Here is a 26,310-nt window from a genome sequence, read left to right on the forward strand (position 1 = left end):
AAGCCGCCGGCACCCGAGGTCTTCATCCCGGCATTCGCGCGGGCGGCCCTGCAACCCCAACCAGCAATGCCGCCCGCGCTGGCGCCGCGACCATCATTGCACTAACAATCAAATTGGACCCGTCCGTGGGGGCCGATCAACGCACACTCAAGCTCCGACATGGTCCTGGCGTGATGTGTCAGTCCTTATTGCAAGGCCGAGGATCACAAACAGAAGAGCTGCCGGCTGAGTCAGTATGAGATAGCTTTGGAACATGCTTCCGGCGAGAATGGCGGCCAGCAGAAAGGAGCTGCATATGGCCATCTCACCCACGAACGTGCCTTGAGCCGCTCTGTATGCACGGAAGCAGGTCAGCCCGATATAGCCCAGTAAAGTTAGATAGAGTAGGAGGGCAGGGGCGCCAGCGCGTAGCGCGATATCAACGAACTGGTTGTGGCTCGGAAACATGTTCCCGCGTGATGGTCTGCCGGCAACCTCGCTCCCGAGCGTGAGAGGAACGAAGGCATCGCCGACCAGTGGGTTGTTGACCACACGCTGCAAGCCGAGGATAAGGAGTTTCAGGCGGCGCTGATCATATTTCCCCGCCAACTCGCCCAGATTTTCCTCGATTTCGATAGAATGTGTAACGAATGGATCAGGGGCAATGTCAGTTTTGACCCCATCGCCGTAGTCACCATTCTTTTCGACATCGACAATGGCAGGTGTCTTCGGCGGCAGCCGCGCGGCTTCCCGCATGCCTACACCTGCAAAGGTCAGGCTGGACACTATAAAGGCGGCTAGGATGACGGCAGCGCTCGTGGCTGGTATTGAAAGCAAAGAGCGCTGTTTCCAGGCTCTGACTGTCATATGGATGACCCAGAGGAGAGTTACGAGGACGATCGAAACAAGACCGGTTCGGGACCAGTTTATCAGCAGATAGGCGCCATTGACCATCAGCATGGTCCATATCGCCCAATCCGGCAAATCTCGTTTGGCCGATGCTATTTGTGCGAACAGGACGGCGAGTGCGGTTGTGATGATGGCAGGATGCACATTCTTGATACTGTAAAAGGCCTCGGCCAGTCGCGACCAGCCTTGGTGGACCGTGTAGGACGAGAATAGGTATGCGGCCATTGCAAAAATAACCATGACCGAGATCGAACTTACGACGGGAACCAGCAACAGGGCCCGGCGCACGGCCTGAGCAGGGGCAGGTAGCGTCATCGCGAGCATGAGCATGAAGATCGGTAGTAGCGCCTGGGCATACAGCGCAAAGCTCATGATCGGCCTGTTCCCGACAGTAAGGCCGTAGATGAGGGCTACCGTCATCCAGGCAACCAGCGCTCCTGCAAACGCCAGGACATTCCAGTTTGGTTTTTGAAGTTTCCCCTGAAGAAAACGCAGGAGCCAGACGGCGCAAACGAAACCGATCGGAAGGAGAGCGATCGGGAATCCGAATCTCGGCCGTACCACACCGCGCTCGAACACCAGCAGAGGAGCCAATGTCAGGCCGCTATCAACCAATACCACGAACAAAGGGATCGGCAGGGTTGCCGTCAAGAGCAAGAGGGCAAAGCCGTCCAAAGAGAACTGCTTAGCCATATCCCAAGGCTTTCAAAGCCTGCCCTCCGTAGTGCTCGAAAATCTGAAGGGCCTCGTCGGTATAGATATCGCGCCATTCACCTACGTTACCTGCACGAACAAAATTCCTGCTCATGTCACCCGACTTTTCGCGCTCCACCAGCACCTTCTTGATGTCGAATTTATCAATCGCAGCCTGAAGGGCCGATTCTGAGCTGTCATGGCCGAGCCTTCGAATGGTTTTGGCGAGTTCCGCGTTTGGATTGCTGCGCATGTCTTCGTAACGGACGTGAACCATCCTACGATTGTCGTGCCATCTTTCCACGAATTGCGGCCAAGTGAAGGATGGATAAAAGGGCGTCTTCATTTCCCTCTCGAGGAAAGCGGGAAGATTCGCTCTTATATCGTCGTAGTCGGCGAAATTGTACTTCGCCCGCATATGGTCGACGGTCCGATGATTGATCGGGACGTCTTTGAATTTGTGGAAGCAGTGATGGTACCATGAGACCATGACGTCACGTCCGTCTCGCCAGACAAGGACACCGCGATTCATCGTCCAAGGGTTGTAGAAATGCCCTTTGAGGATCTGCGGCCTCGTCGGCGGTGTCAGATTATCGTAGAAAGGCAGTTCAAGAGCCGTCGAAATAAGATTGCTGATCCAGGTGCCACCGGATTTGGGAAATTCGTTGACGACGATGATGTTTCTGACATGCGCCGCGCCATATGCCAGAAAATACCGCTTAGCCGTTCGAACCGGCGTATTAAAACGAACCTTTGTAACGGTCATGGCCCCCACACGCCCCTTCAAATAATCAATAGCCTTAATCCTAACCTCACTCGATGAAAACCCTTTGCATTGATCCTGTCTGCGAGAGGCGATCTAGATTTTGACGCAACTGCCACCTGCAAGGAATTTCGCGCGAGGGCATATTGCCATGACTGTGGCAAGAAACCTGTTTTGGGCGCTGATTCTGGCGGCCTTTGGCGCATTCAGCGCCCCCGCCAGCGCCCAACATGTCCGCCCCGATGTCGTTCTTTTGGTGATGCTGGACGACGCCGATTACTATGATTTCGGCATCAATTCGTCGGACGCCATAACTCCGAACATCGACGGGATAGCGAAAAGCGGAATTTCCCTGTCGCAATTCCATTCCGCGTCCAGCATCTGCACTCCGACCCGGGTCAGCGTTGTGACCGGTGAAAGTCCGATTCATTTCGGGATAAGCCGGTTATGGGCCGATGATCCAAAGGCTGCGAAAGGGCCTTTTTATAGGGGAAAACGAGGCATCCCCGGCTACAAGGAAACCCTGCCCAAATTCATGCGGAGCCTGGGCTATGCCACTTTCCATGTTGGCAAATGGCATCTTGGCATATCGCAGGAACGCTTCACGCCCACGGGATTGGGCTTTGATCAATATCGGATGACCTGGCTCAATCCGAACCACGGCACGCTTCGCGTGACGACCGATCAGGGCCTGATCACGACAGATGAACAGTCTTGGCGCCCGGCTTATGAAGCAAACGAGATCATCCGTTTTATGGAAGCACAGCGGACTGCGGGAAAGCCTGTTTTCGTCAGCTGGTGGCCGATGGAGGTTCATTGGCCGCTTTATGTTCCGCCAATGTTTGACAATGAGTGTTGTGGCTTCAATCTCGGGACCAGGCGCGGCCAGTTGCTCGCCATGCTCTATCAGTGGGACCGCGAGTTCGGCAGGGTGGTCGATTACCTCAAGCAAGCAGGGCTTTACGAGAATGCCTTGGTGATTGCTACCAGCGACAATGGGGGTTTCCACGGAGCGGTTTCCCCGGACCACAGGCAGAGCACAGGCAAGAACAGCCTCTATGAGGGCGGAATTCGCGTTCCTTTCGTGGCCAGTTGGCCGACCTTGATAGAGCCGGGGTCATCCAGCGATCAGTTGATGACCTCGATGGACCTGTTCCCCTCCATTGTGGGGCTTTTGGGTGGTCAGGGTCCCGATACGACCGGAGAGGATCTGAGCGGTATATTCACCGGAAGAGAGGTCAAGCATAAGGAGCCTCCATATTGGCAGGTCCGGACCGTGTCCGTGCGGAAGTTTGCGGATGAAACCAGGAGCGAGGAATTCGCGATCCGTGACGGCTGCTGGAAAATGTTCAAGACCAGAGCACTCAACGACCCGTACCATCTGTACAATGTCTGCGCTGATCCGAACGAGACCGAGAATCTGGCTTTCGAGAAGCCTGATCTGTTTCGCCGCTTGAAGCGTGAACTCCTGCAAAGGCGGATGGAGATAAGCAGCTATGCCCGCTACGAAAGGGTATCTGGGCCCGTCACTATCCCCGACGATGACCGCCTGAACGTCCATCAGGACGACATAACGATCAGAGCTACCATCGAGCCGGGATACGACCGCGATCGAGAATACGTCATCTACGAGCGCGGGACCGGTATACGCCTGGCGCTGTCGGACGGCGAACTTGTCGCCGAAGTCAAGGGCGTCGAGGACAGTGGCGATAACCCAAAGATCGGGACCGTCACGTTGAAGGCGCCTGTAGCCGATGACGGCAAGCCTCACGAAGTGCAATTCATGATCCGCGGATATTTCCGCGGCGACGCGACAATCTCACTGTTTGTCGACGACGAGGAAAAGGCAAAGCTTTGGGGCGAGATCGGCTCCAACGATCCTGGCCCGAGCTTGTTCGCAGTTCTTTGGGAAGAAGTGCCAGCGCAACTGGGCGACACCGGGATCACGCTTTCGGACTATCGGATATTCCTGTCAGCCATTCCGCCACAGGAGATGTTTTGAGGCGAAAGGCCATAGAAGCGGGCGTTACATAAAAGCCACGCCGAGCCTTATGCGCTGAAAACACCTGCAAAAATACTTGACGGTTGATGTCATATTTGTGATCGCCTGACCCTGCTTTGTTCCCAATGACGTGCGGAGAGTTTGATGCGGGCACAGACAATCACGGGCCGAGTTGCGGCATTTTTCGTCGGTGGCGCGGCGATGGGATGCATGCTCCACAACGCCGTGGCGCAGGATGTGATGGTCCTGGAGGAAATCTCCGTCGAGGCCGAAAGTGACGACACACTTGTGCAGGATGGCTACGTCGCCAAGCAGGACCGCCTTGGCACCAAGGTCGACACCCCGATCGCGCAGATCCCGCAGGCCATTTCCGTCGTCACACAGGATCAGATCGAGGATCAGAAACCGCGTACGTTGAACGAGGCGCTGAATTATACCGCAAGCGCCAATCCCAACGGCTTTGGCTTCGACAGCCGCTATGATGCCTTTTATCTTCGTGGTTTCCCTGCCTATTACAATGGCATGTTCCGCGACGGCCTGCGGCAGTACAATGGCCCTTCGGCGTGGTTCAAGCCCGAACCCTATGGCATCGAAGGGGTGACCATCCTCAAGGGGCCGGCTTCGTCGCTGTACGGCATCAGCGGTCCCGGCGGCATCGTCAATCTCGTCACCAAACGGCCGAAGGAAGAGCAGTTCCGCGAAGTGGAAGTGCTGGTTGGCAATCATGACCGCTATCAGGCGGCCTTTGACCTCTCCGGCCCAGCCAATGAAGCAGGGACCGTTCTCTATCGCATGACCGGCCTTGGCCGGTTGGCTAACACTGAACTTCCCGGCTATCCGGACGACAAGCTCTATTTGGCGCCCGCCATCACCCTCAAGCCGGATGAGGATACCAAACTCACGATTTTGGGTGAGTATTCCCATTCAGTCACTGGAGGCACTGCCTCTTTCTATACTTCCTCCTATGGCGTTGCTTCCGACATCTATGAGGGCGATCCGGCCTATAATGATTTCACCAACAATCAGGGGCGCATCGGCTACGAGTTTGAGCACCGCTTCAACGACACTGTAACGGTTCGCCAGAACCTGCGTTACAACGTCGTCGATGCTGATCTTGAATATAGCTATCACTACCCTGTCGGGAATGACCTTCAGCGCGGTTACGGCCACTACATCGAAGACATGGCTAACTTCGTGGTCGACAACATGGCGCAATTCAATTTCGCCACCGGCCCTCTCGAGCACGAAGCAGTGGTGGGAATTGACTATGCCTGGACGGACTACAGTGCCGATTCTGCGACCTTCTATCCGACAGTCGATGATGCGCGTGCGGGGAATCCGCCCTTCGCTGGCAGCCAGACCGCAAACCAGGTGGGCATCTATCTCCACGATCAGATTGACATCAACAATCTGACACTCTTCGCCAGTGGTCGATACGACTGGGTGGGTACCGAGTCAGTCGATGCCTCCTTCGCGGAAACCGAGCAGACGGACGAGGCCTTTTCCTACCGTCTCGGTGCTTCCTATAGGACTGAATGGGGCCTGATCCCTTACGCCAATTATTCTACGTCGTTTTCGCCCAATATTGGCTTGGTCTACGACGATCTCAGTATTCCGGACCCTGTTGGACGCATCGCCCGTCCAACGATCGCGAGACAGATGGAAGCCGGAGTCAAATATGAGATTCCGGACACGAATGTAATTCTGAGCGCGGCAGTCTTCGACATTGATCAGGAAGACGGTGTGGTTTTCGACACATCGACCGGGGTCAACAGACAACGCCAACTCGACATGAACTCGCGCGGCTTCGAACTGGAAGCTAACGCCTCCTTCGACAACGGTTTCAGCCTGATTGCCTCCTATACGCATCTGCGCGTGAAGATTGAAAAGGGTGCGATGATTGATCTGGGCGAGGGGCCAGAAAGCACTGAGGGCAAGGAACTCTCCGCCACGCCGAACAATATCCTCTCGCTCTGGGGGCACTATGTGTTCCAGGATGGTCCGCTGGTGGGTTTGGGTCTCGGTGCCGGTGTCCGCTATGTCGGGGAAAGTTACGGCGATGACCTCAACACCTTCAAGAACGACGATAGGGCTTTTGTCGATGCTGCCATCTCCTATGATTTCGGCGCTCGCAATCCCGATCTGAAAGGCCTGTCAATGCAGGTCAACGCCAAGAACCTGTTCGACACCCGGAAGCAGACCTGCTCGGCTGGTTACTGCTATCGTGACGAAGGCGTGTCTGTATTCGGTAGCCTCCGGTACCGCTTCTGATGGCTGAAACCGTCGTAGGTGAGCCGACAACGGCCTCGCCGGTCGCGATCTTTACCGCGATCAGCGGCCTCTATGTCGCGCAAAGCGTCATCGGCGGGATCACCTGGAACGGTCTGCCGGCAGTCATGCGTGCCGAAGGATTGCCGCTCGACCGTATTGGCCTGCTTTCACTGATCATCCTGCCCTGGGCGCTGAAATTCCTCTGGTCGCCGGCGGTCGAGCGTTTCCGCCTGCCGCCGCAGGGGCGGAATCGGACAGGAACGATCATACTCGTCGGCGGCCTCATATCCGTTGCCGGGCTGTTTCTGGTCGGGATGATCGGCCCCGCATCGCTGCTTCCCGTACTTGCCTGCCTCACCATCGTGGCTTTCGCCGCTTCGACCGTCGATATAGCCTGCGACGGTTTCGCCGTGCAGAACCTTGCGGAAGAGCACCACGGCTGGGGCAATGCCGCCCAGGTCGGCGGCGCCTATCTCGGTTCGGCCATCGGCGCCGGTCTTTTCCTTGTTCTGGTCGATGCCTCCGGCTGGCGGTTCGCCGTCTGGAGCATGGCCCTTTTGCTGCTCCTGCTGGGATTGCCCTTCTTTCTCGGGCCAGCAAATCGCGCAAAGGATGCCGTGAGGGAGCACACGCCATCGCTGCTCGCGGCATGGCGCCGCCCGGAAATCCGCCGGGGCCTTCTGGCGGCCGCTATCTATGTCGTCGCGCAAAAGGCAAGCCTGGCCATGGTCGGGCCGTTCCTGATCGATGCCGGGCTCGACCTTGCGACGGTCGGGCTCCTGAACGGCGTTGGAAGCATGTTCGTCGGTGTCGCGGCCGCGCTTGCCGGCGGTGCGCTGGTCCGGGTGTTCGGCGTACGCAAGGTTCTCGTGCTCGCTCTCGTGCTGCAGGCGACGGCTCTGTTTTTCTTCTCTGTCTACGACTTCCAGAACATCCAATCGAAAATGATCTTGATGATCGTCGCGATCGCAAGTTCATCCGGCTTCATGGCGCTAGGTTTCGTCGCACTTTATGCTCAGTTCATGCGCTGGTCGGACCCGCGACAGGCCGGCGTGGACTTCACGCTTTTCCAGTGCATGGACGCGCTGGTCAGCATGGCAGGTGGCGTTGTCGCCGGCTTTGTCGCTGAATATCTCGGCTATGGCATATTCTTCGTGGGGGCCGGACTTGTGGCAGTCGCCGCAATACCGGCAATCGCTGCGGTCTCCGACAGGCAATAACCGGGAGAGGGCAGGGCCATTATTCGTCGTGCTCCGTCCCGTCTTCTCCTTGGACTCCCCGGCGCCAATAGGAGACGATTAGCTGCCGGTCCCTCTTCAGGCCCCAGTCCTTGCGGACGATCTTCCTGATTTCCTTGAAATCGGAAAATTCGCATCCAGCCCAGACATAGACGTCCGGCGGCAGATTGGAGGGTTCCAGGGCTCGAAGTGCCTGCGGGAGAAGACCGGCCATACCCGGCTCGCACCCGTTCCTGTAGAGCCAGTTCACCGTGATATTCTCATGCTCGGCAAGCGGGATGGCATCAGCCGGACCGTCGACTTCCAGATAGACTGTCGCTTGCGTGGCCGGGGTGAGGCGGTCCAGAATACGCCCGATGGCTGGAAGCGCGGTATCGTCGCCGAGCAGCAAGAGGTTGCGCCCCTCCGGAACGTCGCCGCCACCTGGTCCGAACATGCCGATGACATCGCCCGGCCGTGCCTTTTCCGCGAAAGTCGCGGCCGGCGTGCTGTCTCCCGCATGCAGGACGAAATCCACGTCGAGCCAGCCTTCCGCCGCGTTGATGGCGCGGATGGTATAGACCCTGACGACGAGCGCGTCCGTGCCGGTCGGCCAGACAACCAGGCCGTCGCTGCCCATGGTCGGCCAGACCGGCTTTCTGCCGGACGGGGGAAGGAGGATACGGATATGCAGCCCGCCATGGACGAAGCGCTCGAGATTGTCGGCGCGGAAGCGCAGGCGCTGCATATGCGGCGAAATGCGGGTGGAGGATAAAACAGTGATCTCACGAAAGAAGATCGGCGTGCCGCTGTCCATGCCGTCGCCCTGCCAGCGGATGCCCTCGGTCGTGCCAAGATATTCCGCTACGTGGCCGGCCACGGCCATCTTCATATAGGACAGATTGGTCTCGTCATCGGCCAGGACACGGATCATCACGCTGTCGTGCCGTTCGAGCACGGCATGCAGGGAACCGTAATAGGTCTTGAATTCCCAATGATTGTCCCGGCCAGTCTCGATTTCGTAATCCCTGTGGTCGGCGCTCAGCCGCTCCATCATCGAACGGATGGCCTCGTTCTCGATCCGGGTCTCTGCACTGAGTTGCGCCATGTTGCGAGTCTTCCGATACTGGTCGGCACAGGTAACCGCCTGTTGCCGCCTGACGGCATGCCACATGGCGCAGCTCATTCCAACCAAAAGCTGACAGGAGAGATCATCTTTCGATGCTGGTTCAATCGGCAGATCGAAGCGTCATTGGGCTTTAACCGCCTGGTTACCATGACCGTTTACGTTTGTTCCCGCACAGGAGCGAAGCGCAATGAAAGGTGGTCAGCCTTCTGCAAATGACGTCGATTTCGTCCTGGGACGGCTGTTCGTTGGCCTATGGGGAAATTGGTTGACCATCCTGCTTTTCACGCTGGCTATGACAATCGTGATGTTTACCTGGGTCTTGCTTTCCACGCCGCTTTACCGGGCCGAAACTCGCATCCTGATTCAAACGCGTGAATTGGTCTCTGCGCGGCCGGACAATGCTGGCAGTGACCCAATTCACGACGATTCTGGCCTCAACAGTCAGGTCGAGGTCGTTGCATCGAGCGACATCCTGGCCAAGGTGGCAGGCGTCTTGGATCTTGCGAGCCATGAGGAGTTCCTGGGCAGGCTTTCTCCACTTGGGCAGTTGATGGTGATGACCGGCCTCAGGAGCAATCCTGCTGACATTGCACCGGGCCAGCGTGTGCTGGAGGCCTTTCGCGAGAAGCTCGATATCTATCGCGTCAAGGGTTCCCGGGTGATCGCAATTCTGTTCTCGTCCGAGGATCCCGAACTTGCCGCCAAGGTTCCGAACGCCATTGCGGAAGCCTATATTGCCGTCCAGCAGGAAGCCAGGCTGCAATCGAACCAGGATGCCGCAGCCTGGTCGCGCCGCGAGCACAATTATCTGCCTGGGGATGTACGGGTCCTCTCTCATGCCCTTGTGCCGGCCTACCCCTATTTTCCGAAGATGCTGCCGATGACGGCTGCTGGCTTTGCTGCCGCGCTGTTTCTGTCGGTCATCTTCATTCTGCTGCGTGAGCTGTTCAGCGGAAGGGCTATGCGCCCGGCTCCCCTCGCCATCGAGCCAATCCGACAGGTGGCAATGCCAGTGCCGCAAGCTGTGGACTTCCGCGAAGACGGTCAACAGACACTGCATCCTCGATCAGAAACGCGTGCATATGGTGAAATGGACATCGCCAAGGCAGCGGAGTTGCTCATCGTGGGCGGCATGTCACGGGCCATCTTCGTCTCGCCCGAAGGTGACGAGGCCGCAGCTGCGGCTATTTTGGTCGCTCGTGCAGTGGCTGATGCCGGCCTGCGCGTGCTCCTCCTGGACCTCACGACATCGAGCGCAGCTTCCAGGCCGATGCTGGAAAGCCCGTCTTATACGGGCATCACCAATCTACTGGCCTCCGAGGCGCAGTTTGCCGATGTCATCCATGGCGATCTCTATTCGGATTGCCATGTCATTCCAGCCGGTACGGCTGACCCGCAACGCGCCATGCGCGCGGTTGATCGCCTGCCGATCATCATGGATTCCCTGGCCGCTGCCTATGACGTGGTTCTGGTGGAATGCGGTCCTGCCGATCCGGCCGAAATAGAGCGGTTAGTAACCGCTGAGACCGTCGTCATGGTTGCCATGCTTGATCTGGAGGAAAGTTCGGCTCCGCGGGCGCTGCGCAATCTGAGAGCCTTTGGCTACAGAGAGGCCGTTCTGGTGACGCCTACCGGCTATCAGCCGCCGGTGCCGGGGGAGTGCAGGAGCAGCGCCGCCTAGTTTGCTGCTTCAATCTCTGAATGTCGATTGGCCCTAATCCTGGGCTTGCGGCTTTCCCGCCATCCATTTGATGATGAGCATGGCCGGCAACACCCACAAAAGCCCGGTGACAAGAAAATAGACCAGATGCACCAGCGCGCCCGCATCCGCGAGGCGCGCGGCCGCGACCGTGGTGGCGACGAGCGCATAGATAATGACGAGCGCCACGAGCGCGATCATGCCGATGAATTTGCGCAGCCTTACGGGCATGGATAAGTCCTTTCGCATCCCTCATAGAAGCTGGGGGCAACGAGCGCAACGCTGGGCGTCACCAGCTTGGCGCGACGGCATGTCGCGTAAGGCCTGGACTTGAAAGCAGCGACGGTCTGGTTCACCTATCTGCGACCTGTTACCGGACGAGACATGACAATAACCGCGGACGTCAATTCTCCCTATGCCGCGCGGGACAAGGAGCTCCGTGATCGCGCGCTGGTGCGCGGCTGGCTCTACATCGTCCTGCTGGTATTGTTCGCGCTTGTCATGGTCGGCGGCGCGACCCGAATGACCGGATCCGGTCTCTCGATAACGGAGTGGAAACCGATCCACGGTGTCATCCCGCCGCTCAATGAGGCCGAGTGGCAGGAGGAGTTCCTGAAATATCAGCAGATTCCCCAATATGAGAAGATCAACAAGGGAATGTCGCTGGAGGAGTTCAAGACCATCTTCTGGTGGGAGTGGGCGCACCGCTTCCTTGCAAGAGGTGTCGGCTTCCTCGTCGCCGTCCCTTTGCTGCTGTTCTGGCTGACCGGCCGCCTGGAGCGTGGTCTCAAGCCGCGATTGGTCTGCCTGCTTGCGCTCGGCGGCCTGCAGGGAGCTGTCGGCTGGTGGATGGTTGCCTCAGGGCTGACCGAACGCGTCTCGGTCAGCCAGTACCGATTGGCAATCCATCTGACATTCGCCTGCATCATCATCATGGCAGTCGCCTATATCGCGCGCGGGCTGGCGATCTATTCGCAACAAGCTGCCGGCCGTGCCGAACAACGCTTCGCTGGCATCATGGTATTGCTGGTGCTCATCCAGATCTATCTTGGCGCACTTGTTGCAGGCCTTCATGCCGGCCTCAGCTACAATACCTGGCCGCTGATGGACGGCGCCGTCATTCCTGGTGACCTGTTCGTGATCGAGCCAGCCTGGCGCAATCTGTTCGAAAACCCCAAGACGGTCCAGTTCGTCCACCGGATGTTCGCTTATGGCGTGCTACTCATCGCACTATGGCATGCCGTCGCGATGATGCGCGCTCTGCCAGGAACGACCCATTCGCGCCGCGCCTGGGTGCTTGTCGCTCTCGTCCTGTGTCAGGCGGCGATCGGCGTAGGCACACTCCTTGCTCAGGCCCATATCCATTGGGCGCTGCTGCACCAGGCCTTCGCGATCGTGGTGCTGATCTTCGCCACCGCCCATTGGCGCGCCACCAAGAGTGCCTATCCACTGCCGACGCAAATCGCAGTCAGAAGCTGATTGCCTGATCATTCAATGCTTCAGCATCAGGTCCATGTTCTGGACTGCCGCTCCCGAAGCGCCCTTGCCGAGATTGTCGAGCGAGGCGACGAGATTGACCTGCCCCTTGCCCTCGGTTCCGAAGACGAAGAGCTTCATCCGGTCCGTACCGGCGAGTTCGGTCGGGTCGAGGCGCGCAAGTCTTGCGCTTTCAGCCAGCGGCACCACCTCGACCACGTCCTGCCCGGCATAGTGATCGGCAAGGGCCTGATGGACGGTCGCAAGTGACGGTGCGCCTTCCAACTCGTCCAGATGCAGCGGCACCTGCACCAGCATGCCTTGCGGAAAGCGACCGACGCTGGGGCTGAAGATCGGCCGACGCGAAAGCATTCCATGCTCTTTCATCTCGGCCACATGCTTGTGCTGCAAGGGCAGGCCGTAGAGGAAATGGGGTGCCGCGATGTGTTCGGGATGGCTTGAGTCCTCCATCTGCGCAATCATCTGCTTGCCACCGCCGGTATAGCCCGAGACGGCATTGATGCTCACCGGATGGTCGGGAGAAAGCAGACCGGCTTTCACAAGCGGCCGGATAAGCGCTATGGCGCCGGTGGGATAGCAGCCGGGATTTGCGACAAGCCGCGCTTCTGCAATCCGCTCCCGCTGGCCTTTATCCATCTCGGCAAATCCATAGGTCCAGCCCGGGGCTACCCGATGCGCCGTCGAGGTGTCGATGATGCGCGTGGAATTTGCCCCTTCAAGGATGGCCACGGCCTCGCGCGCCGCTTCATCCGGCAGGCACAGGATGGCGATATCCGCCTCATTGAGGAAATCCGCGCGCATATCCTTGTTGCGCCGCTCGGCCTCGGGGATCGAGAGGATTTCCAGGTCCGGCCGGTTGCCGAGCCGGGTGCGGATCTGCAGCCCGGTGGTGCCGTGTTCGCCGTCTATGAAGATTTTCGGTTTCATGGGTCTGTGCGTAAAAGGAGGTTCGGGACTTCAGATTGCTACGATAGGCGGCGGAATCATGGCTGGCAGCCGTCGCGTGTCACCGCACAAGGGTTCATCGGCGGCCGTTTCGCTCCGCAAGCAGCCCGAGATAGTACATGGCAATAGTGGCTCCGGCGATGGCGGTGATGTCCGCATGGTCATAGGGAGGGGCTACCTCAACCACATCGGCACCAACGATATCAAGCCCGCCAAGCTGCCTCAGTGCTGAAAGTATCTTGGCCGACGACGGTCCACCGGCAACCGGCGTGCCTGTCCCCGGCGCGAAGGCCGGATCGAGACAGTCGATGTCGAAGGTCACATAGACCTTTCGTCCGGCCACCCGTTCCGCAATCGCATAAGCGATGTCGGTGGCCTTCATCTCTTCGATATCGTGGCCGTAGAGAATGCGGATGCCGCAATCCTCCGGCGCGTGGGTGCGGATGCCGATCTGGATCGAGCGGTTGGGATCCACAATGCCGTCATGTACCGCCCGGCCGACAAAGGAGCCATGGTCGATACGCTTTCCGTCATCGGGCCAAGTGTCCTGATGGGCATCGAACTGAACCAGAGCGAGCGGACCATGTCTGGCGGCATGAGCTCTCAGTAGCGGCAAGGTAACGGAGTGGTCACCGCCGAGACTGACGAGGAATGTGCCGGATTCGATGATCTTCGCTGCTTCCTGCTCGATCCTGGCCGGCGTCTCCTGATGGTTCCCGTAGTCGAGGAGACAGTCGCCATAGTCGATGACCGATAGCGCATTGAAGAGATCGCGGTCGAAGGGATATTGCGGATCATTGTCGAAGATCGCCGAGGCACGCCGTATTGCCTGCGGCCCGAAGCGGGCGCCGGGTCGGTTGGAGACGGCGGCGTCAAAGGGAATGCCCCAGACCACCGCATCTGCGCCGTGCGCATCTTTTGAAAACTGCCGGCGCATGAAGGACAGCGCCCCGGCATAGGTAGGATCGCTGGCTGCTCCGATCCTGTCGGGGGTAGTGAAGGCGTGGTCTATGGATGTGGAGGGCATTCGCGTCTCCTCGGCATTTGGCGCGGGCTCCCTTATTCGACATTCTCCTGACGATTGCCACTCCGTTTTTTGCATCCGCGAGAAGGCAGTCGCTTCATCTACCTGTCATGCACCTTGCCTATTCACCGGACGGCAATATCGGAAAGGGAGCGATTCGCATGCGCATGATTGGCGCGCTCGCGGCACTCTTTTTTGTCAGCGTGGCCAGTCCGACCATGGCTGAAACCACGCGCATTGCCGAGATTATCGAGCGGCTGGAAAATGCCAATCAGTGGCGCGACCATATCATGGTGATCGCCCATCGCGGTGGCGGACTTACCCAGAACCGCGCGCGTTTTCCGGAAAATTCGATTGCTGCCGTCGAGAACGCCATCGAACTTGGTGCCGAAATGGTAGAGATCGACGTCCAGAAGACAAAGGATGGCATCTATGTCGTGCTCCACGACACATGGCTCAACCGAACGACTACCTGCCGTGGCAAGTTGATCGAAAGGACGCTTTCGGATCTGGCCTCATGCCGGCTTGTCGTCGAAGGAACGGGACAGGTCACGCAAGAAACCGTGCCGACGCTCGCTGGCATGCTGGAACACACGAAAGGCAGGATTCTGGTCAATATCGACAACAAGCTCGGTATGGAGGACCTTGTAGGCATCGCGGCGGTGGCCCGTGAATCGGGTGTCGAAAGCGAAGTGGTGATCAAGCAGAATCTCTGGAACGCCGAGAAAGTGGCGGAGATGCGACGCGTCATGGCCAGGATCGGCGATGGCATTCGCTTCATGCCGATCATGGCCGATGACGCCGTGAAGGACGTGGCCTTTCTGGAGCATGCAACACGGCCCTTCGGGCCTGATGCCGTCGAAATGATCACCTGGCACCGCAAGGGTACCGGCATGACTGACGATGGCGGGCTCCTGTTCGGCGCCCGTGCACGAGCCGTGGCCGCGCGTGGCGACTGGCACCTGTGGGTCAACACGATCGCTATCGAGGGACAGCCGATGGGGCCGATGTCCGGCGGCCGGGGAGACCAGATGGCCGTCAGTGCCGGTATGCCGGAAGAGATCTATGGCTTCTGGGCCGAGGAGGGCGCCACGATGATCCAGACTGACGAACCGGCGCTGGCCATCGAATGGCTGGAGCAGAACGGCTATCGCGTGCCCTACGGCCTGACGAACTGATAGGGATGCGAACCACTCATGCAAAAAGCGGGCCTGAGGCCCGCTTTTTCGTCTGTCTCCAAACGCTTAGCGCTTGGAGAACTGGAAGCTGCGGCGGGCTTTCGCCTTGCCGTATTTCTTACGCTCGACAGTACGGCTGTCGCGGGTCAGGAAGCCGCCTTTCTTGAGCACCGAGCGAAGCTCCGGCTCGTAATAGGTCAGCGCCTTGGAAATACCATGACGCACCGCGCCGGCCTGGCCCGAAAGGCCGCCGCCCGTGACAGTGGCGACGATATCGTACTGGCCGTTACGGTTCGCCGCAACGATCGGCTGCTGCAGGATCATCTGCAGGACAGGACGAGCGAAATAGGCGGTGAATTCCTTGTCATTCACCACTATCTTGCCGGTGCCGGGCTTGACCCAGACGCGAGCGATGGCGTCCTTGCGCTTGCCGGTGGCGTAGGCGCGGCCGAACTTGTCGAGCTTCTGTACATGGACCGGGGCCTCGGGTTGCACAGTCTGCTGCGCCACCGTGCCGAGATCCTGGAGGGAATTGAGTTCAGCCATACTTCTGGACCCTTACGTTCTTCTTGTTCATCGCAGCCACATCGAGCTTTTCGGGCTGCTGGGCCGCATGGGGATGGTCGGCGCCGGCATAGACGCGCAGATTCTTCATCTGCCGGCGTCCGAGCGGCCCGCGCGGGATCATGCGCTCGACAGCCTTTTCGACGACCCGTTCCGGAAAACGGCCTTCCAGGATCTCGCGCGCCGTGCGCTCCTTGATGCCGCCGGGATGGCCGGTATGCCAGTAATACTTCTTGTCCTGGTACTTCTTGCCGGTGAGGACGACCTTGTCGGCATTGATTACGATGACGTTGTCACCATCATCGACATGCGGGGTGTAAGTCGGCTTGTGCTTGCCGCGCAGGCGGTTGGCGACGATTGAGGCGAGACGACCGACAACGAGACCCTCGGCATCGATCAGCACCCATTTCTTCACCACGTCCGCAGGCTTCTGCGAAAAGGTTTTCATGGTTCTGCTTCCGGTTCTAACCTTCTTGCGAAGGCGCTTCTTGTTGCTTGAACTGATGGCCAGCCAAAACCGGCCCTCAAAAACAAACGGCCGCCTTGTGGCGGGCCGCTGTTATGCGAGCGCTTCTACTTCAGAGAGAATCGAACGTCAATGCGTAAAATGCACCAAGAGAGATACGTTCAGAGAATAAAATGATATAAAAACAATATGTTAGTTACCATGGTATTATTTTACCATTAATTTCAACGGCTCGGCGGGATGGAATATGTGCCCGTCGCATGAGCGATCGTGAGACGGTCTGGCCCCGCGACCATTTCGGTGTCGAAGACCATCAGGCTTTTGCCGAGCTTCAAAATACGGCAATGGCCCTCTACCCGTCCGGCCTCGGCCTTGCGCATGAAATTGATGTTGAGATTGGTCGTCACGGCCAGGCCCACTGGTCCGATATGCGAAAGCGCGCAAACATAGCCGCCGATATCCGCCAGCGCGAACAGGGCAGGGCCGGAGATCGTATTGCCAGGCCGCAGATGCCTTTCAGAGGCGTCAAGACGCACGGTGCAGCCGCCGGGGTGGATTTCGACGGCCATGTAGTCGGAGCTTCCCTGGTTCAACTGGGGGAATTCCTTGGTGAGGAATGCGTTGATTTCCTCCACCGTCATCACTGGTATCAAAGCGTTACGGTTCGCCCTCATGTCCATCGGTTCCTCCCTGCTTCCGTTTGCGTAAGCGCAAATACACAATCGTTGTTTGGGCGCTGTTCTTCAAGCGGATGCGTGCTAGTTCTGTCCCAAGACAACATTACACGCAGTAGGAGGAACAGATGGCGGAAGTTCTGGCCGCTTGCGAAACGGAGAACCCGGGGCTTGTCCTTTCCCGGCGAGAGGAGGGCATCCTGTGGTTGACCTTGGCCAATCCTCCGGCCAATGCCCTTTCGATTGCGCTGATGGACGCCTTGCAAAGCGAACTGGACCGCGCAGGTGACGACAAGGCGGTTCGCGTCATTGTCATCCGACATGAGGGCAAAGTCTTTTCGGCCGGTCACGACCTCAAGGAGATGACGGCGCACCGGAAGGATCCGGACCGGGGCCGTGCCTTCTTCGAGAAGACCATGGGAAACTGTGCCCGGCTGATGCAGACAGTAGTGCGCCACCCGAAGCCCGTGATCGCGGAAATCGGCGGCGTGGCGACGGCGGCTGGCTGTCAGCTCGTGGCATCCTGCGATCTGGCAATCGCGGCCGAGGATGCGCGCTTCGCCACCCCAGGCGTCAATATCGGGCTGTTCTGTTCCACGCCGATGGTAGCGCTGTCACGCAATGTCTCGCGCAAGCATGCCATGGAGATGCTGCTGACCGGCGAGATGATCGATGCGCAGACTGCGCGTGACTTTGGTCTGGTCAATCGTGTCGTGCCGCGCGAATACCTCAATCAGAGCGTGACGAAATACGCGCAAACCATCGCTTCGAAATCGCCTTTGACGCTCAAGATCGGCAAGGAAGCCTTTTACAAGCAGGCGGAACTCGGTCTGACCGAGGCTTACGAATATACCGCCCGCGTAATGGTGGAGAATATGATGGCGCGCGACGCGGAAGAGGGAATCGGTGCGTTCGTGGAGAAAAGAGAGCCGCATTGGACCGGCAAATAGCATGGAACCGCGCGTCTCGATCATAACCCTTGGCGTGGATGATCTCGACCGTGCTGTCCGCTTCTATGAAGCGATGGGCCTGGAGCGGAACGAGAAGATCACCGAAGGCGTCGCCTTCTTCCAGATGGGCGGGCTGATTCTGGCCCTATGGCCGCGTGAGGAATTGGCCAGGGATGCGGGCATCGAAGTGCCCGGAGCCGGCTTTCCCGGCGTCGCGCTCGCCTACAATACGCGTACGGAGGATGAGGTCGGTCTTGTGCTGGCGAGGGCGGAGAAGGCTGGCGGTCGCATATTGAAGCCGGCCAGGATGGCCTTCTTCGGCGGTATGCAGGGCTATTTCACCGATACGGAAGGAAATGTCTGGGAAGTGGCGCACAATCCGGACTTTCCCATTGACGCGGAAGGCCGTATATCGCTGCCCGAATGAACCACGATTCCTACGACAACGCTTATATATCCGGCATTTTGAACGAGGTGAAAACGGTTGCCATCGTTGGCGCGTCCGCCAACGATGTGAGGCCGAGCTTCTTTGTCACCAAATATCTGATCGACAAGGGCTATACGGTCTTTCCGGTTAATCCTGGCCAGGCCGGGAAGGAAATCCTCGGCCGTCCCGTCTATGCGAAACTGGCCGATATTCCCGAGCCGATCGATATGGTTGACGTGTTCCGTCCGTCGGCTGCCGTGCCCGGCATTGTAGAGGAAGTGCTGGCGCTCGATCCGTTGCCGAAGGTGGTCTGGACGCAGCTCACAATCCGCCACGACGAGGCGGCGGCGCGCGCCGAGGCGGCGGGGATAAAGGTCGTCATGAACCGCTGCCCGAAAATCGAATATGCCCGTCTTTCCGGCGAGATAAGCTGGAACGGTGTCAACAGCCGCGTTATCTCATCGAAAAAGCCTCTCCTGAGGCAGGGCTTCCAGAGCTTTGGCATAAGGCAACGGTGATTTTGCCCGATCCGGGCTTGCAGCGCGCAAATCTTCTTTGCTTTGGGTCTTTGGCTTTGCGATGAATGCTTTCGGAAAACGAGAATGGAGGGGTCGACATGACCGAACGCACACCAGGCTTCAACACGCTTGCCGTCCATGCCGGCGCGCAGCCCGATCCGGCCACCGGCGCGCGCGCCACGCCGATCTACCAGACCACCTCCTATGTCTTTGACGATGCCGATCACGCAGCCTCGCTGTTCGGGTTGAAGGCCTTCGGCAACATCTATACCCGTATCATGAATCCAACGACCGCCGTGCTCGAGGAGCGCGTCGCGGCGCTTGAGGGAGGAACGGCGGCAGTCGCTGCGGCCAGCGGCCATGGCGCCCAGCTTCTCGTTTTCCATACGATCATGCGGCCGGGGGATAATTTCATCGCCGCCAGAAAGCTTTACGGCGGTTCGATCAACCAGTTTGGCCACGCATTCAAGAATTTCGGCTGGGAGGTGCGCTGGGCCGATCCGGACGATCTGTCCTCCTTCGAAAACCAGATCGACGACAGGACGAGGGCCGTCTTCGTGGAGAGCCTGGCCAATCCCGGCGGCACTTTCGTCGATCTGGCGAAAATAGCCGAGATTGCCCATAGGCACGGTCTTCCCCTCATCGTCGACAATACGATGGCCTCGCCACATCTCGTGCGACCGATCGAGCATGGCGCGGATGTGGTCGTCCATTCATTGACGAAATTCCTTGGCGGCCACGGCAATTCCATGGGTGGCATTGTGGTCGATGGTGGCACCTTCGACTGGTCGAAGTCCGGCAACTACCCGATGCTTTCGGAGCCGCGGCCCGAATATGGCGGCATCGTTCTGCACGAGACATTCGGCAATTTCGCCTTCGCCATTGCCGTGCGCGTTCTCGGCCTGCGCGATTTCGGCCCGACAATCTCGCCCTTCAACGCCTTCATGATCCTGACCGGCATCGAGACCTTGCCGCTGCGCATGCAGCGCCATTGCGACAATGCGCTGAAGGTTGCCGAATGGCTGAAGAGCCATCCCGCCGTCGAATGGGTCTCCTATCCGGGTCTGCCTGGAGATGCGAACCACGCGCTGATGCAGAAATATTCGCCCAAGGGTGCAGGGGCGGTTTTCACCTTCGGGCTGAAGGGTGGCTTCGAGGCCGGCGTGAAGGTCGTCGAGGGCGTCGAGATGCTGTCGCATCTTGCCAATATAGGCGACACGCGCTCACTCATCATTCATCCTGCCTCGACCACGCACCGCCAGCTCACCGATGAGCAGAAGGCGGCGGCGGGTGCCGGAAACGACGTCATACGTCTGTCCATAGGCATCGAGGATGTGGAGGACATCATCGCCGATCTGGAACAGGCGCTGGCGAAAATCTAAGCCAAAACAGCTGATTACCTGGACAAGGGGAAATTGCCGGCCGGCGGCGTTTGGCCGCTGACCTTACGTCATCCCCTATATCCTCGCTTTCCACAGGCGCGGAACCATTGCAGCAGCAGCGCGATGGGCCTAGGCTGACTTCATCTCAGGAGCCTGGAAGCTCCCGCCCGGACAGCGGGATCAAGCCAAGGGCAAACCTGAGGCCGTGCTGACCCGATCAGTTGATGGGAAACCTGAAACCGGATTGGAGCCAGATGTCCAGCGGACCTGCCGAAAAGCGGTCTGGAACGCATCCGGCAGAACCGATGCTGCCATGAAGGCCGGACAAGTCCTTCGATGGCACGCCTGATCAAGCCTTTGCGGGCCGAGCAGGCAAGGTCCGGCGAACCGTATCCCGATGCCGTGGAGACACGTGGGAACAGAACGCCGAGACCTTCGGGTCAGGGTTCTTTCGTGGCGGCTCTCGCTTGCGAGCGGTCGACAGGATGGAGGTCTGATCTGAACAGGGAGGCACTGGGAGCGATCTCAGTGCTTTCCTTGCGTTTTGGACAGGCGTTCCCGTCCCACCAAGATCCTCGAAGCCAAGTTCGATATGGAAAGTACTGGCATTAGCGCATATTGCGCTATTTTACCGGTATGGCGGATGGCTGTTCCACCAACCGGGGTCAGGCACCGTGAAGAACACTTGGTCTGCCATTCCCTATGCGGAATGGCGCGATACATGTGAAGCGCTGCATCTTTTCACCCAAATCGTGGGCAAATACCGTCTTGCGCATACGCCATGGGTGAACCATTCGTGGCATGCCACGCTCTACGTGAATGCCCGTGGCTTTACGACCGGCCTTGTTCCCAACGGCGCGGGCGGGTTTCAAGGCGTATCCTTGGACTACTGTTTCACCGCCAGCCATCATTTCACGCCTGACCATCAGGCCCTTGGGAGAAGATTGGAAGCGCGGCAGACCAGGAGAAAAATCGTGGTCTTGCGCAAGCGTGAGCCGGCATCCTATCTATGACGTGACAGCGAGTGCGATTCCGCCTATCCGGCGCGGTTTCGTTCCCCATGAAAAATTCCCTCAAACGAAAGGGACGCTTATATGCCAAACCCGGTCGATACCGCACTGAATCTCGTGCCGATGGTCGTCGAGCAGACCAATCGCGGCGAACGGGCCTATGATATTTTCTCGCGGCTCTTGAAGGAGCGTATCATCTTCATCACGGGCCCTGTCGAGGACGGCATGGCAACGCTTGTCTGCGCGCAGCTTCTCTTTCTGGAGGCGGAGAACCCGAAGAAGGAGATCGCTCTCTACATCAACTCGCCGGGCGGCGTCGTGACAAGCGGCATGGCCATTTACGACACCATGCAATTCATCCGCCCGGCCGTTTCTACGCTTTGCATCGGGCAGGCGGCCTCGATGGGATCGTTGCTGCTCTGCGCAGGCCACAAGGACTTGCGCTTCGCCACTCCGAATGCGCGCATCATGGTCCATCAGCCATCCGGCGGCTTTCAGGGACAGGCTTCGGATATCGAGCGCCATGCACAGGATATCATCAAGCTGAAGCGGCGCCTGAACGAGGTTTACGTGAAGCATACCGGGCAGGATTACGAGACCATCGAACGCACGCTCGACCGCGACCATTTCATGACTTCCGAGGAAGCCAGGGATTTTGGCCTGATCGACAAGGTGATCAGCTCGCGCGAGCTTATCGAAGGACAGCCTGCTGACTGATTCGGGCGTGGGGCAGGGAAGATGACGCGTTTTTGAGAAACTCTGCGTCATTTCTGTCACATTTTCTTGTTCCCTCGGCCGCGGCAACCGCTTAACGTTAAGCCTATGTTGAGTTTCCCTGCCCAACTTTTGGAGGGATTCGAGACTTGTTGCCGTGCTTTCCGATTTGTGTTTCGTTCGGAAATTGGTTTGATGGTTCGGACCGCTGGGTAAAATGGCATGTATGCCTCTATACCCGGTGTTACCATCGGCTCGCCGGTGGCAGTGAAAGGACTTGGAGAAGATGAGCAAGATCAGCAACGGCGGCGGTGATTCCAAGAACACGCTGTACTGCTCGTTCTGCGGTAAGAGCCAGCATGAGGTTCGCAAGCTGATTGCGGGCCCGACGGTTTTCATCTGCGATGAATGCGTCGAACTCTGCATGGACATCATACGCGAGGAGAACAAATCCTCGATGGTGAAGTCGCGCGAGGGTGTGCCGACTCCGCAGGAGATACTCAAGGTTCTGGACGACTATGTGATTGGGCAGGGTTATGCCAAGCGTGTCCTTTCAGTGGCCGTGCACAACCACTACAAGCGGCTGGCCCATGCCTCGAAAAACAATGATGTCGAGTTGGCGAAGTCCAACATTCTGCTGATCGGTCCGACAGGCTGCGGCAAGACGCTGCTGGCACAGACGCTTGCCCGCATCATCGACGTGCCCTTCACAATGGCCGACGCAACGACCCTGACTGAAGCGGGCTATGTCGGCGAGGATGTCGAGAACATCATCCTGAAGCTTCTGCAGTCGGCGGACTACAATGTCGAACGCGCCCAGCGCGGCATCGTCTACATCGACGAAATCGACAAGATCAGCCGCAAGTCGGACAACCCCTCAATCACACGCGACGTTTCGGGCGAGGGCGTGCAGCAGGCGCTGCTGAAGATCATGGAAGGCACGGTGGCTTCGGTACCCCCGCAGGGCGGCCGGAAGCATCCGCAGCAGGAATTCCTGCAGGTCGACACCTCCAACATCCTTTTCATCTGCGGCGGTGCCTTTGCCGGCTTGGAGAAGATCATTTCGGATCGCGGTCGCAAGACCTCCATAGGCTTCGGCGCGGATGTCGCCTCGCCGGAGGATCGCCGTTCGGGTGAACTCTTGCGCCAGGTGGAGCCGGAAGATCTACTGAAATTCGGCCTCATCCCGGAATTTGTCGGCCGTCTGCCGGTTCTGGCGACGCTCGAGGATCTCGACGAGGCTGCGTTGGTGCAGATTCTGACGGAGCCCAAGAATGCGCTGGTCAAGCAGTATCAGCGCCTGTTCGAGATGGAGAATGTGGAGCTCACATTCCATGAGAACGCGCTGATTGCGATCGCCAAGAAGGCGATCGAGCGCAAGACAGGCGCGCGCGGCCTGCGCTCGATCATGGAGGCGATACTGCTTGACACCATGTTCGAGCTTCCAGCACTTGAGGGCGTTCAGGAAGTCGTGATCTCCGATGAGGTCGTCTCCGGAAATGCTCGGCCCCTCTACATATATGCCGAGAAGGAAAAGGGCAGCGCCAGCGCGTGACGCTGCCCTTCCAGCCGTTGGAGATCACATGGTCTCCGTTGCCCTTGATCTTTGGTCCGGGCGCCTCCAATTAGTGGACAAGTGGCGGGGCCGATATCCGTGCTCATTAATGCAGTTGGCAAACTGTCGGTAGGCGGATCGGCCCGCGGCCGTTAAACTGAGATTCGCGGTTGGCCGTTTGGCGGCCGCGGTGCGAAAGGTTGAAAAATGACCCAATCCCCGAGATCCGCCGGCGAAAGCCTGTATCCTGTGCTGCCGTTGCGCGACATCGTGGTGTTCCCGCACATGATCGTGCCGCTTTTCGTAGGGCGCGAGAAGTCGATCAAAGCGCTCGAAGAAGTCATGGGCGCCGACAAGCAGATACTGCTTGCCACGCAGATGAATGCCGCGGACGATGATCCGGAGCCGAATGCCATCTACGACATCGGCACCCTGGCCAATGTTCTGCAGCTTCTGAAGCTCCCTGACGGCACCGTAAAGGTGCTGGTGGAAGGTTCAGCGCGCGCCCGTGTCAATGGCTATACGGACCGGACCGACTATCACGAGGCCCGGGCTGAAGTTCTGGTCGAACCGGAAGACGAGGAAGTCGAGATCGAGGCGCTGGCGCGCTCCGTCGTCTCGGACTTCGAGAACTACGTCAAGCTGAACAAGAAGATCTCGCCTGAGGTCGTCGGTGCCACGAGCCAGATCGAGGATTACTCGAAGCTGGCCGATACCGTGGCTTCGCATCTGGCGATCAAGATTCCCGAGAAGCAGGAGATGCTTGCCACGCTTTCCGTGCGCGAGCGCCTGGAAAAGGCCATGGGCTTCATGGAAGCCGAGATTTCCGTCCTGCAGGTGGAGAAGCGCATCCGTAGCCGTGTCAAACGGCAGATGGAGAAGACCCAGCGCGAATATTACCTCAATGAGCAGATGAAGGCGATCCAGAAGGAGCTCGGCGAGGGCGAGGACGGCCGCGACGAGGCGGCTGAGATCGAGGAGCGCATCAAGAAGACAAAGCTCTCCAAGGAAGCGCGGGAGAAGGCAGAGGCTGAGCTGAAGAAGCTGCGGACCATGTCGCCCATGTCCGCGGAAGCAACCGTCGTGCGCAACTATCTCGATTGGCTGCTGTCCATCCCGTGGCACAAGCCGAGCAAGGTGAAGAACGACCTGAATTATGCTCAGGAAGTGTTGGATGCCGATCACTTCGGCCTGGACAAGGTCAAGGAGCGCATCGTCGAATATCTGGCCGTGCAGAGCCGGCAGAAGAAGCTGAAAGGCCCGATCCTGTGCCTTGTCGGCCCTCCCGGCGTCGGCAAGACTTCGCTCGGCAAGTCGATCGCCAAGGCGACTGGCCGCGAGTTCGTGCGCATGGCGCTTGGCGGCGTGCGTGACGAGGCCGAGATCCGCGGTCACCGCCGGACCTATATCGGCTCGATGCCCGGCAAGGTCATCCAGTCGATGAAGAAGGCCAAGAAGTCCAATCCGCTCTTCCTGCTCGACGAAATCGACAAGATGGGCATGGATTTTCGCGGCGATCCGTCGTCTGCTCTGCTGGAGGTTCTCGACCCCGAGCAGAACGCGACTTTCATGGACCACTATCTCGAGGTCGAATACGATCTGTCGAGCGTCATGTTCGTGACGACCGCCAATACGCTGAACATCCCGCCGGCCCTGATGGACCGTATGGAGATCATCCGTATTGCCGGCTACACCGAAGACGAGAAGGTGGAGATCGCCAAGAGGCACCTGCTGCCGAAGGCCATTCGTGAGCATGCGCTGCAGCCGAAGGAGTTCTCGGTCAGCGATGAGGCGCTGCAGGCAATCATCCGCACCTATACGCGGGAGGCCGGCGTACGCAATCTCGAGCGCGAATTGATGAAGCTCGCGCGCAAGGCGGTGACCGAAATCCTAAAGTCGGGCAAGAAGTCGGTAAAGGTCACCGAGAAGAATCTGGCCGACTATCTCGGCGTTCCGCGCTTCCGGTTCGGACAGGCGGAAGGCGAGGATCAGGTCGGCGTGGTCACCGGGCTTGCCTGGACCGAGGTCGGCGGCGAACTGCTGACGATCGAGGGCGTCATGATGCCCGGCAAGGGCAAGATGACGGTCACCGGCAATCTGCGCGACGTGATGAAGGAATCGATCTCGGCGGCGGCGTCATACGTGCGCTCCAGAGCTGTCGATTTCGGCATTGAGCCGCCGGTCTTCGACAAGAAGGACATCCACGTGCACGTGCCCGAGGGTGCGACGCCGAAGGACGGTCCGTCGGCTGGTGTCGCCATGGCTACCGCGATCGTCTCGGTGATGACTGGCATACCGGTCCGCAAGGATATCGCCATGACCGGCGAAATCACCTTGCGCGGCCGCGTGCTGCCGATCGGCGGCCTTAAGGAGAAACTGCTTGCGGCGCTGAGGGGCGGCATCAAGAAGGTGCTGATTCCCGAGGAGAACGCCAAGGATCTGGCCGAGATCCCCGACAATGTGAAGAGTGGGCTGGAGATTGTTCCGGTCAGCCGCGTCGGGGAGGTATTGCGTCACGCCCTGGTGCGCATGCCGGAGCCGATCGAATGGACGGAGCCGGTGGAGCCCGCAGCGAAGGTTGATCTTCCTGACGAGGCTGGAAAGCAGACCGTAGCCCATTGACACTGCGGTGCCGTTTGGGCTTAAGGAGCGGAAGGCGGGCTTTAGGCCCGCCTTTTCGTGTCAAAGGCGCGGAAAAGCGGCATTTTGACGGGGGTTTCTGTCATTTCCCGCTTGGTCGCGCC

At 58.8% G+C, this 26,310-nt stretch carries 22 protein-coding genes and 1 pseudogene; 14 read left to right on the forward strand and 9 right to left on the reverse strand.

The window, feature by feature from the left end:
* Positions 1 to 147: 147 nt before the first annotated feature.
* Positions 148 to 1,581, reverse strand: a complete 1,434-nt coding sequence (locus tag L598_RS10110; RefSeq protein ID WP_144862143.1) for a hypothetical protein — start codon at positions 1,579 to 1,581, stop codon at positions 148 to 150.
* Positions 1,574 to 2,347 (reverse strand): sulfotransferase domain-containing protein, encoded by a 774-nt coding sequence (locus tag L598_RS10115; protein WP_246658714.1) that lies wholly within the window; start codon positions 2,345 to 2,347, stop codon positions 1,574 to 1,576. The genes L598_RS10110 and L598_RS10115 overlap by 8 nt, the downstream gene beginning before the upstream one ends.
* 148 nt (positions 2,348 to 2,495) lie before the next feature.
* Here L598_RS10115 and L598_RS10120 point away from each other — a divergent pair, with 148 nt between their 5' ends.
* From L598_RS10120 to L598_RS10130, 3 genes are all read left to right on the forward strand, one after another.
* Entirely contained in the window at positions 2,496 to 4,346 is a 1,851-nt protein-coding gene (locus L598_RS10120) for a sulfatase-like hydrolase/transferase (RefSeq protein WP_144862147.1), read from the forward strand.
* 144 nt (positions 4,347 to 4,490) lie between these two features.
* Positions 4,491 to 6,617: a TonB-dependent siderophore receptor gene (locus tag L598_RS10125; RefSeq protein WP_144862149.1), complete on the forward strand. Its 2,127-nt coding sequence runs from the start codon at positions 4,491 to 4,493 to the stop codon at positions 6,615 to 6,617.
* Positions 6,617 to 7,837 (forward strand): MFS transporter, encoded by a 1,221-nt coding sequence (locus L598_RS10130; RefSeq protein WP_144862151.1) that lies wholly within the window; start codon positions 6,617 to 6,619, stop codon positions 7,835 to 7,837. Before L598_RS10125 ends, L598_RS10130 begins: the two co-directional genes overlap by 1 nt.
* 19 nt (positions 7,838 to 7,856) lie before the next feature.
* On the opposite strand, the gene L598_RS10135 is transcribed toward L598_RS10130, so the two are convergent.
* Positions 7,857 to 8,942, reverse strand: a complete 1,086-nt coding sequence (locus L598_RS10135) for a siderophore-interacting protein (protein WP_144862153.1) — start codon at positions 8,940 to 8,942, stop codon at positions 7,857 to 7,859.
* 208 nt (positions 8,943 to 9,150) lie between these two features.
* Between L598_RS10135 and L598_RS10140 the strand changes: the two genes are divergently transcribed.
* Entirely contained in the window at positions 9,151 to 10,644 is a 1,494-nt protein-coding gene (locus L598_RS10140) for a Wzz/FepE/Etk N-terminal domain-containing protein (protein ID WP_144862155.1), read from the forward strand.
* Positions 10,645 to 10,677: 33 nt separating this feature from the next.
* Here L598_RS10140 and L598_RS10145 read toward each other — a convergent pair whose 3' ends face one another.
* A complete protein-coding gene (locus tag L598_RS10145; protein ID WP_144862157.1) occupies positions 10,678 to 10,893 on the reverse strand; it encodes a DUF2842 domain-containing protein in 216 nt (71 codons plus the stop codon).
* 153 nt (positions 10,894 to 11,046) lie between these two features.
* Between L598_RS10145 and L598_RS10150 the strand changes: the two genes are divergently transcribed.
* Positions 11,047 to 12,141, forward strand: a complete 1,095-nt coding sequence (locus L598_RS10150) for a COX15/CtaA family protein (protein WP_144862159.1) — start codon at positions 11,047 to 11,049, stop codon at positions 12,139 to 12,141.
* Between the two features lie 12 nt (positions 12,142 to 12,153).
* On the opposite strand, the gene argC is transcribed toward L598_RS10150, so the two are convergent.
* The gene (argC, locus tag L598_RS10155; protein ID WP_144862161.1) at positions 12,154 to 13,086 is read right to left on the reverse strand and encodes an N-acetyl-gamma-glutamyl-phosphate reductase; all 933 of its coding nucleotides are present in this window, start codon (positions 13,084 to 13,086) and stop codon (positions 12,154 to 12,156) included.
* Positions 13,087 to 13,180: 94 nt separating this feature from the next.
* Complete coding sequence (gene speB / locus L598_RS10160) at positions 13,181 to 14,131, reverse strand: agmatinase (protein ID WP_144862163.1); 951 nt, start codon at positions 14,129 to 14,131, stop codon at positions 13,181 to 13,183.
* Between the two features lie 158 nt (positions 14,132 to 14,289).
* Between speB and L598_RS10165 the strand changes: the two genes are divergently transcribed.
* On the forward strand, positions 14,290 to 15,306 hold the full coding sequence (locus L598_RS10165) for a glycerophosphodiester phosphodiesterase family protein (RefSeq protein WP_144862165.1): 1,017 nt from the start codon (positions 14,290 to 14,292) through the stop codon (positions 15,304 to 15,306).
* Between the two features lie 66 nt (positions 15,307 to 15,372).
* On the opposite strand, the gene rpsI is transcribed toward L598_RS10165, so the two are convergent.
* From rpsI to L598_RS10180, 3 genes are all read right to left on the reverse strand, one after another.
* On the reverse strand, positions 15,373 to 15,852 hold the full coding sequence (rpsI, locus tag L598_RS10170) for a 30S ribosomal protein S9 (RefSeq protein ID WP_144862167.1): 480 nt from the start codon (positions 15,850 to 15,852) through the stop codon (positions 15,373 to 15,375).
* The gene (rplM, locus tag L598_RS10175) at positions 15,845 to 16,318 is read right to left on the reverse strand and encodes a 50S ribosomal protein L13 (protein ID WP_144862168.1); all 474 of its coding nucleotides are present in this window, start codon (positions 16,316 to 16,318) and stop codon (positions 15,845 to 15,847) included. Before rplM ends, rpsI begins: the two co-directional genes overlap by 8 nt.
* Positions 16,319 to 16,560: 242 nt before the next feature.
* Entirely contained in the window at positions 16,561 to 17,010 is a 450-nt protein-coding gene (locus tag L598_RS10180; RefSeq protein ID WP_144862494.1) for a PaaI family thioesterase, read from the reverse strand.
* 128 nt (positions 17,011 to 17,138) lie between these two features.
* Here L598_RS10180 and L598_RS10185 point away from each other — a divergent pair, with 128 nt between their 5' ends.
* From L598_RS10185 to lon, 8 genes and pseudogenes are all read left to right on the forward strand, one after another.
* Positions 17,139 to 17,960: an enoyl-CoA hydratase gene (locus L598_RS10185; protein ID WP_144862170.1), complete on the forward strand. Its 822-nt coding sequence runs from the start codon at positions 17,139 to 17,141 to the stop codon at positions 17,958 to 17,960.
* 1 nt (position 17,961) lies between these two features.
* Positions 17,962 to 18,387, forward strand: a complete 426-nt coding sequence (locus L598_RS10190; protein WP_144862172.1) for a VOC family protein — start codon at positions 17,962 to 17,964, stop codon at positions 18,385 to 18,387.
* Positions 18,384 to 18,905, forward strand: coding sequence for a CoA-binding protein (locus L598_RS10195; RefSeq protein ID WP_144862173.1), 522 nt, complete (start codon positions 18,384 to 18,386; stop codon positions 18,903 to 18,905). The genes L598_RS10190 and L598_RS10195 overlap by 4 nt, the downstream gene beginning before the upstream one ends.
* A 98-nt stretch (positions 18,906 to 19,003) precedes the next feature.
* Positions 19,004 to 20,287 (forward strand): O-acetylhomoserine aminocarboxypropyltransferase, encoded by a 1,284-nt coding sequence (locus L598_RS10200; RefSeq protein ID WP_144862175.1) that lies wholly within the window; start codon positions 19,004 to 19,006, stop codon positions 20,285 to 20,287.
* A 674-nt stretch (positions 20,288 to 20,961) separates the two neighbouring features.
* Positions 20,962 to 21,174 (forward strand): annotated as a pseudogene (locus L598_RS10205) (DUF5996 family protein); the annotation flags it as partial.
* Positions 21,175 to 21,381: 207 nt separating this feature from the next.
* On the forward strand, positions 21,382 to 22,014 hold the full coding sequence (locus L598_RS10210; protein ID WP_144862177.1) for an ATP-dependent Clp protease proteolytic subunit: 633 nt from the start codon (positions 21,382 to 21,384) through the stop codon (positions 22,012 to 22,014).
* 283 nt (positions 22,015 to 22,297) lie between these two features.
* Positions 22,298 to 23,566 carry an ATP-dependent Clp protease ATP-binding subunit ClpX gene (gene clpX / locus L598_RS10215; RefSeq protein ID WP_144862179.1) on the forward strand — a complete coding sequence of 423 codons (1,269 nt, stop codon included), beginning with the start codon at positions 22,298 to 22,300 and terminating at the stop codon, positions 23,564 to 23,566.
* Between the two features lie 207 nt (positions 23,567 to 23,773).
* A complete protein-coding gene (lon, locus tag L598_RS10220) occupies positions 23,774 to 26,188 on the forward strand; it encodes an endopeptidase La (RefSeq protein ID WP_144862181.1) in 2,415 nt (804 codons plus the stop codon).
* Positions 26,189 to 26,310 lie beyond the last annotated feature (122 nt).

The organism is Mesorhizobium sp. J18, assembly GCF_007829525.1.
GTDB lineage: Bacteria > Pseudomonadota > Alphaproteobacteria > Rhizobiales > Rhizobiaceae > VLJP01.

Bases quoted from the DNA above. Each gene is read 5' to 3' on its own strand.
- L598_RS10110 (WP_144862143.1), bottom strand. From the start codon at position 1,581: ATGGCTAAGCAGTTCTCTTTGGACGGCTTTGCCCTCTTGCTCTTGACG.
- L598_RS10115 (WP_246658714.1), bottom strand. From the start codon at position 2,347: ATGACCGTTACAAAGGTTCGTTTTAATACGCCGGTTCGAACGGCTAAG.
- L598_RS10120 (WP_144862147.1), top strand. From the start codon at position 2,496: ATGACTGTGGCAAGAAACCTGTTTTGGGCGCTGATTCTGGCGGCCTTT.
- L598_RS10125 (WP_144862149.1), top strand. From the start codon at position 4,491: ATGCGGGCACAGACAATCACGGGCCGAGTTGCGGCATTTTTCGTCGGT.
- L598_RS10130 (WP_144862151.1), top strand. From the start codon at position 6,617: ATGGCTGAAACCGTCGTAGGTGAGCCGACAACGGCCTCGCCGGTCGCG.
- L598_RS10135 (WP_144862153.1), bottom strand. From the start codon at position 8,942: ATGGCGCAACTCAGTGCAGAGACCCGGATCGAGAACGAGGCCATCCGT.
- L598_RS10140 (WP_144862155.1), top strand. From the start codon at position 9,151: ATGAAAGGTGGTCAGCCTTCTGCAAATGACGTCGATTTCGTCCTGGGA.
- L598_RS10145 (WP_144862157.1), bottom strand. From the start codon at position 10,893: ATGCCCGTAAGGCTGCGCAAATTCATCGGCATGATCGCGCTCGTGGCG.
- L598_RS10150 (WP_144862159.1), top strand. From the start codon at position 11,047: ATGACAATAACCGCGGACGTCAATTCTCCCTATGCCGCGCGGGACAAG.
- argC (WP_144862161.1), bottom strand. From the start codon at position 13,086: ATGAAACCGAAAATCTTCATAGACGGCGAACACGGCACCACCGGGCTG.
- speB (WP_144862163.1), bottom strand. From the start codon at position 14,131: ATGCCCTCCACATCCATAGACCACGCCTTCACTACCCCCGACAGGATC.
- L598_RS10165 (WP_144862165.1), top strand. From the start codon at position 14,290: ATGCGCATGATTGGCGCGCTCGCGGCACTCTTTTTTGTCAGCGTGGCC.
- rpsI (WP_144862167.1), bottom strand. From the start codon at position 15,852: ATGGCTGAACTCAATTCCCTCCAGGATCTCGGCACGGTGGCGCAGCAG.
- rplM (WP_144862168.1), bottom strand. From the start codon at position 16,318: ATGAAAACCTTTTCGCAGAAGCCTGCGGACGTGGTGAAGAAATGGGTG.
- L598_RS10180 (WP_144862494.1), bottom strand. From the start codon at position 17,010: ATGAGGGCGAACCGTAACGCTTTGATACCAGTGATGACGGTGGAGGAA.
- L598_RS10185 (WP_144862170.1), top strand. From the start codon at position 17,139: ATGGCGGAAGTTCTGGCCGCTTGCGAAACGGAGAACCCGGGGCTTGTC.
- L598_RS10190 (WP_144862172.1), top strand. From the start codon at position 17,962: ATGGAACCGCGCGTCTCGATCATAACCCTTGGCGTGGATGATCTCGAC.
- L598_RS10195 (WP_144862173.1), top strand. From the start codon at position 18,384: ATGAACCACGATTCCTACGACAACGCTTATATATCCGGCATTTTGAAC.
- L598_RS10200 (WP_144862175.1), top strand. From the start codon at position 19,004: ATGACCGAACGCACACCAGGCTTCAACACGCTTGCCGTCCATGCCGGC.
- L598_RS10210 (WP_144862177.1), top strand. From the start codon at position 21,382: ATGCCAAACCCGGTCGATACCGCACTGAATCTCGTGCCGATGGTCGTC.
- clpX (WP_144862179.1), top strand. From the start codon at position 22,298: ATGAGCAAGATCAGCAACGGCGGCGGTGATTCCAAGAACACGCTGTAC.
- lon (WP_144862181.1), top strand. From the start codon at position 23,774: ATGACCCAATCCCCGAGATCCGCCGGCGAAAGCCTGTATCCTGTGCTG.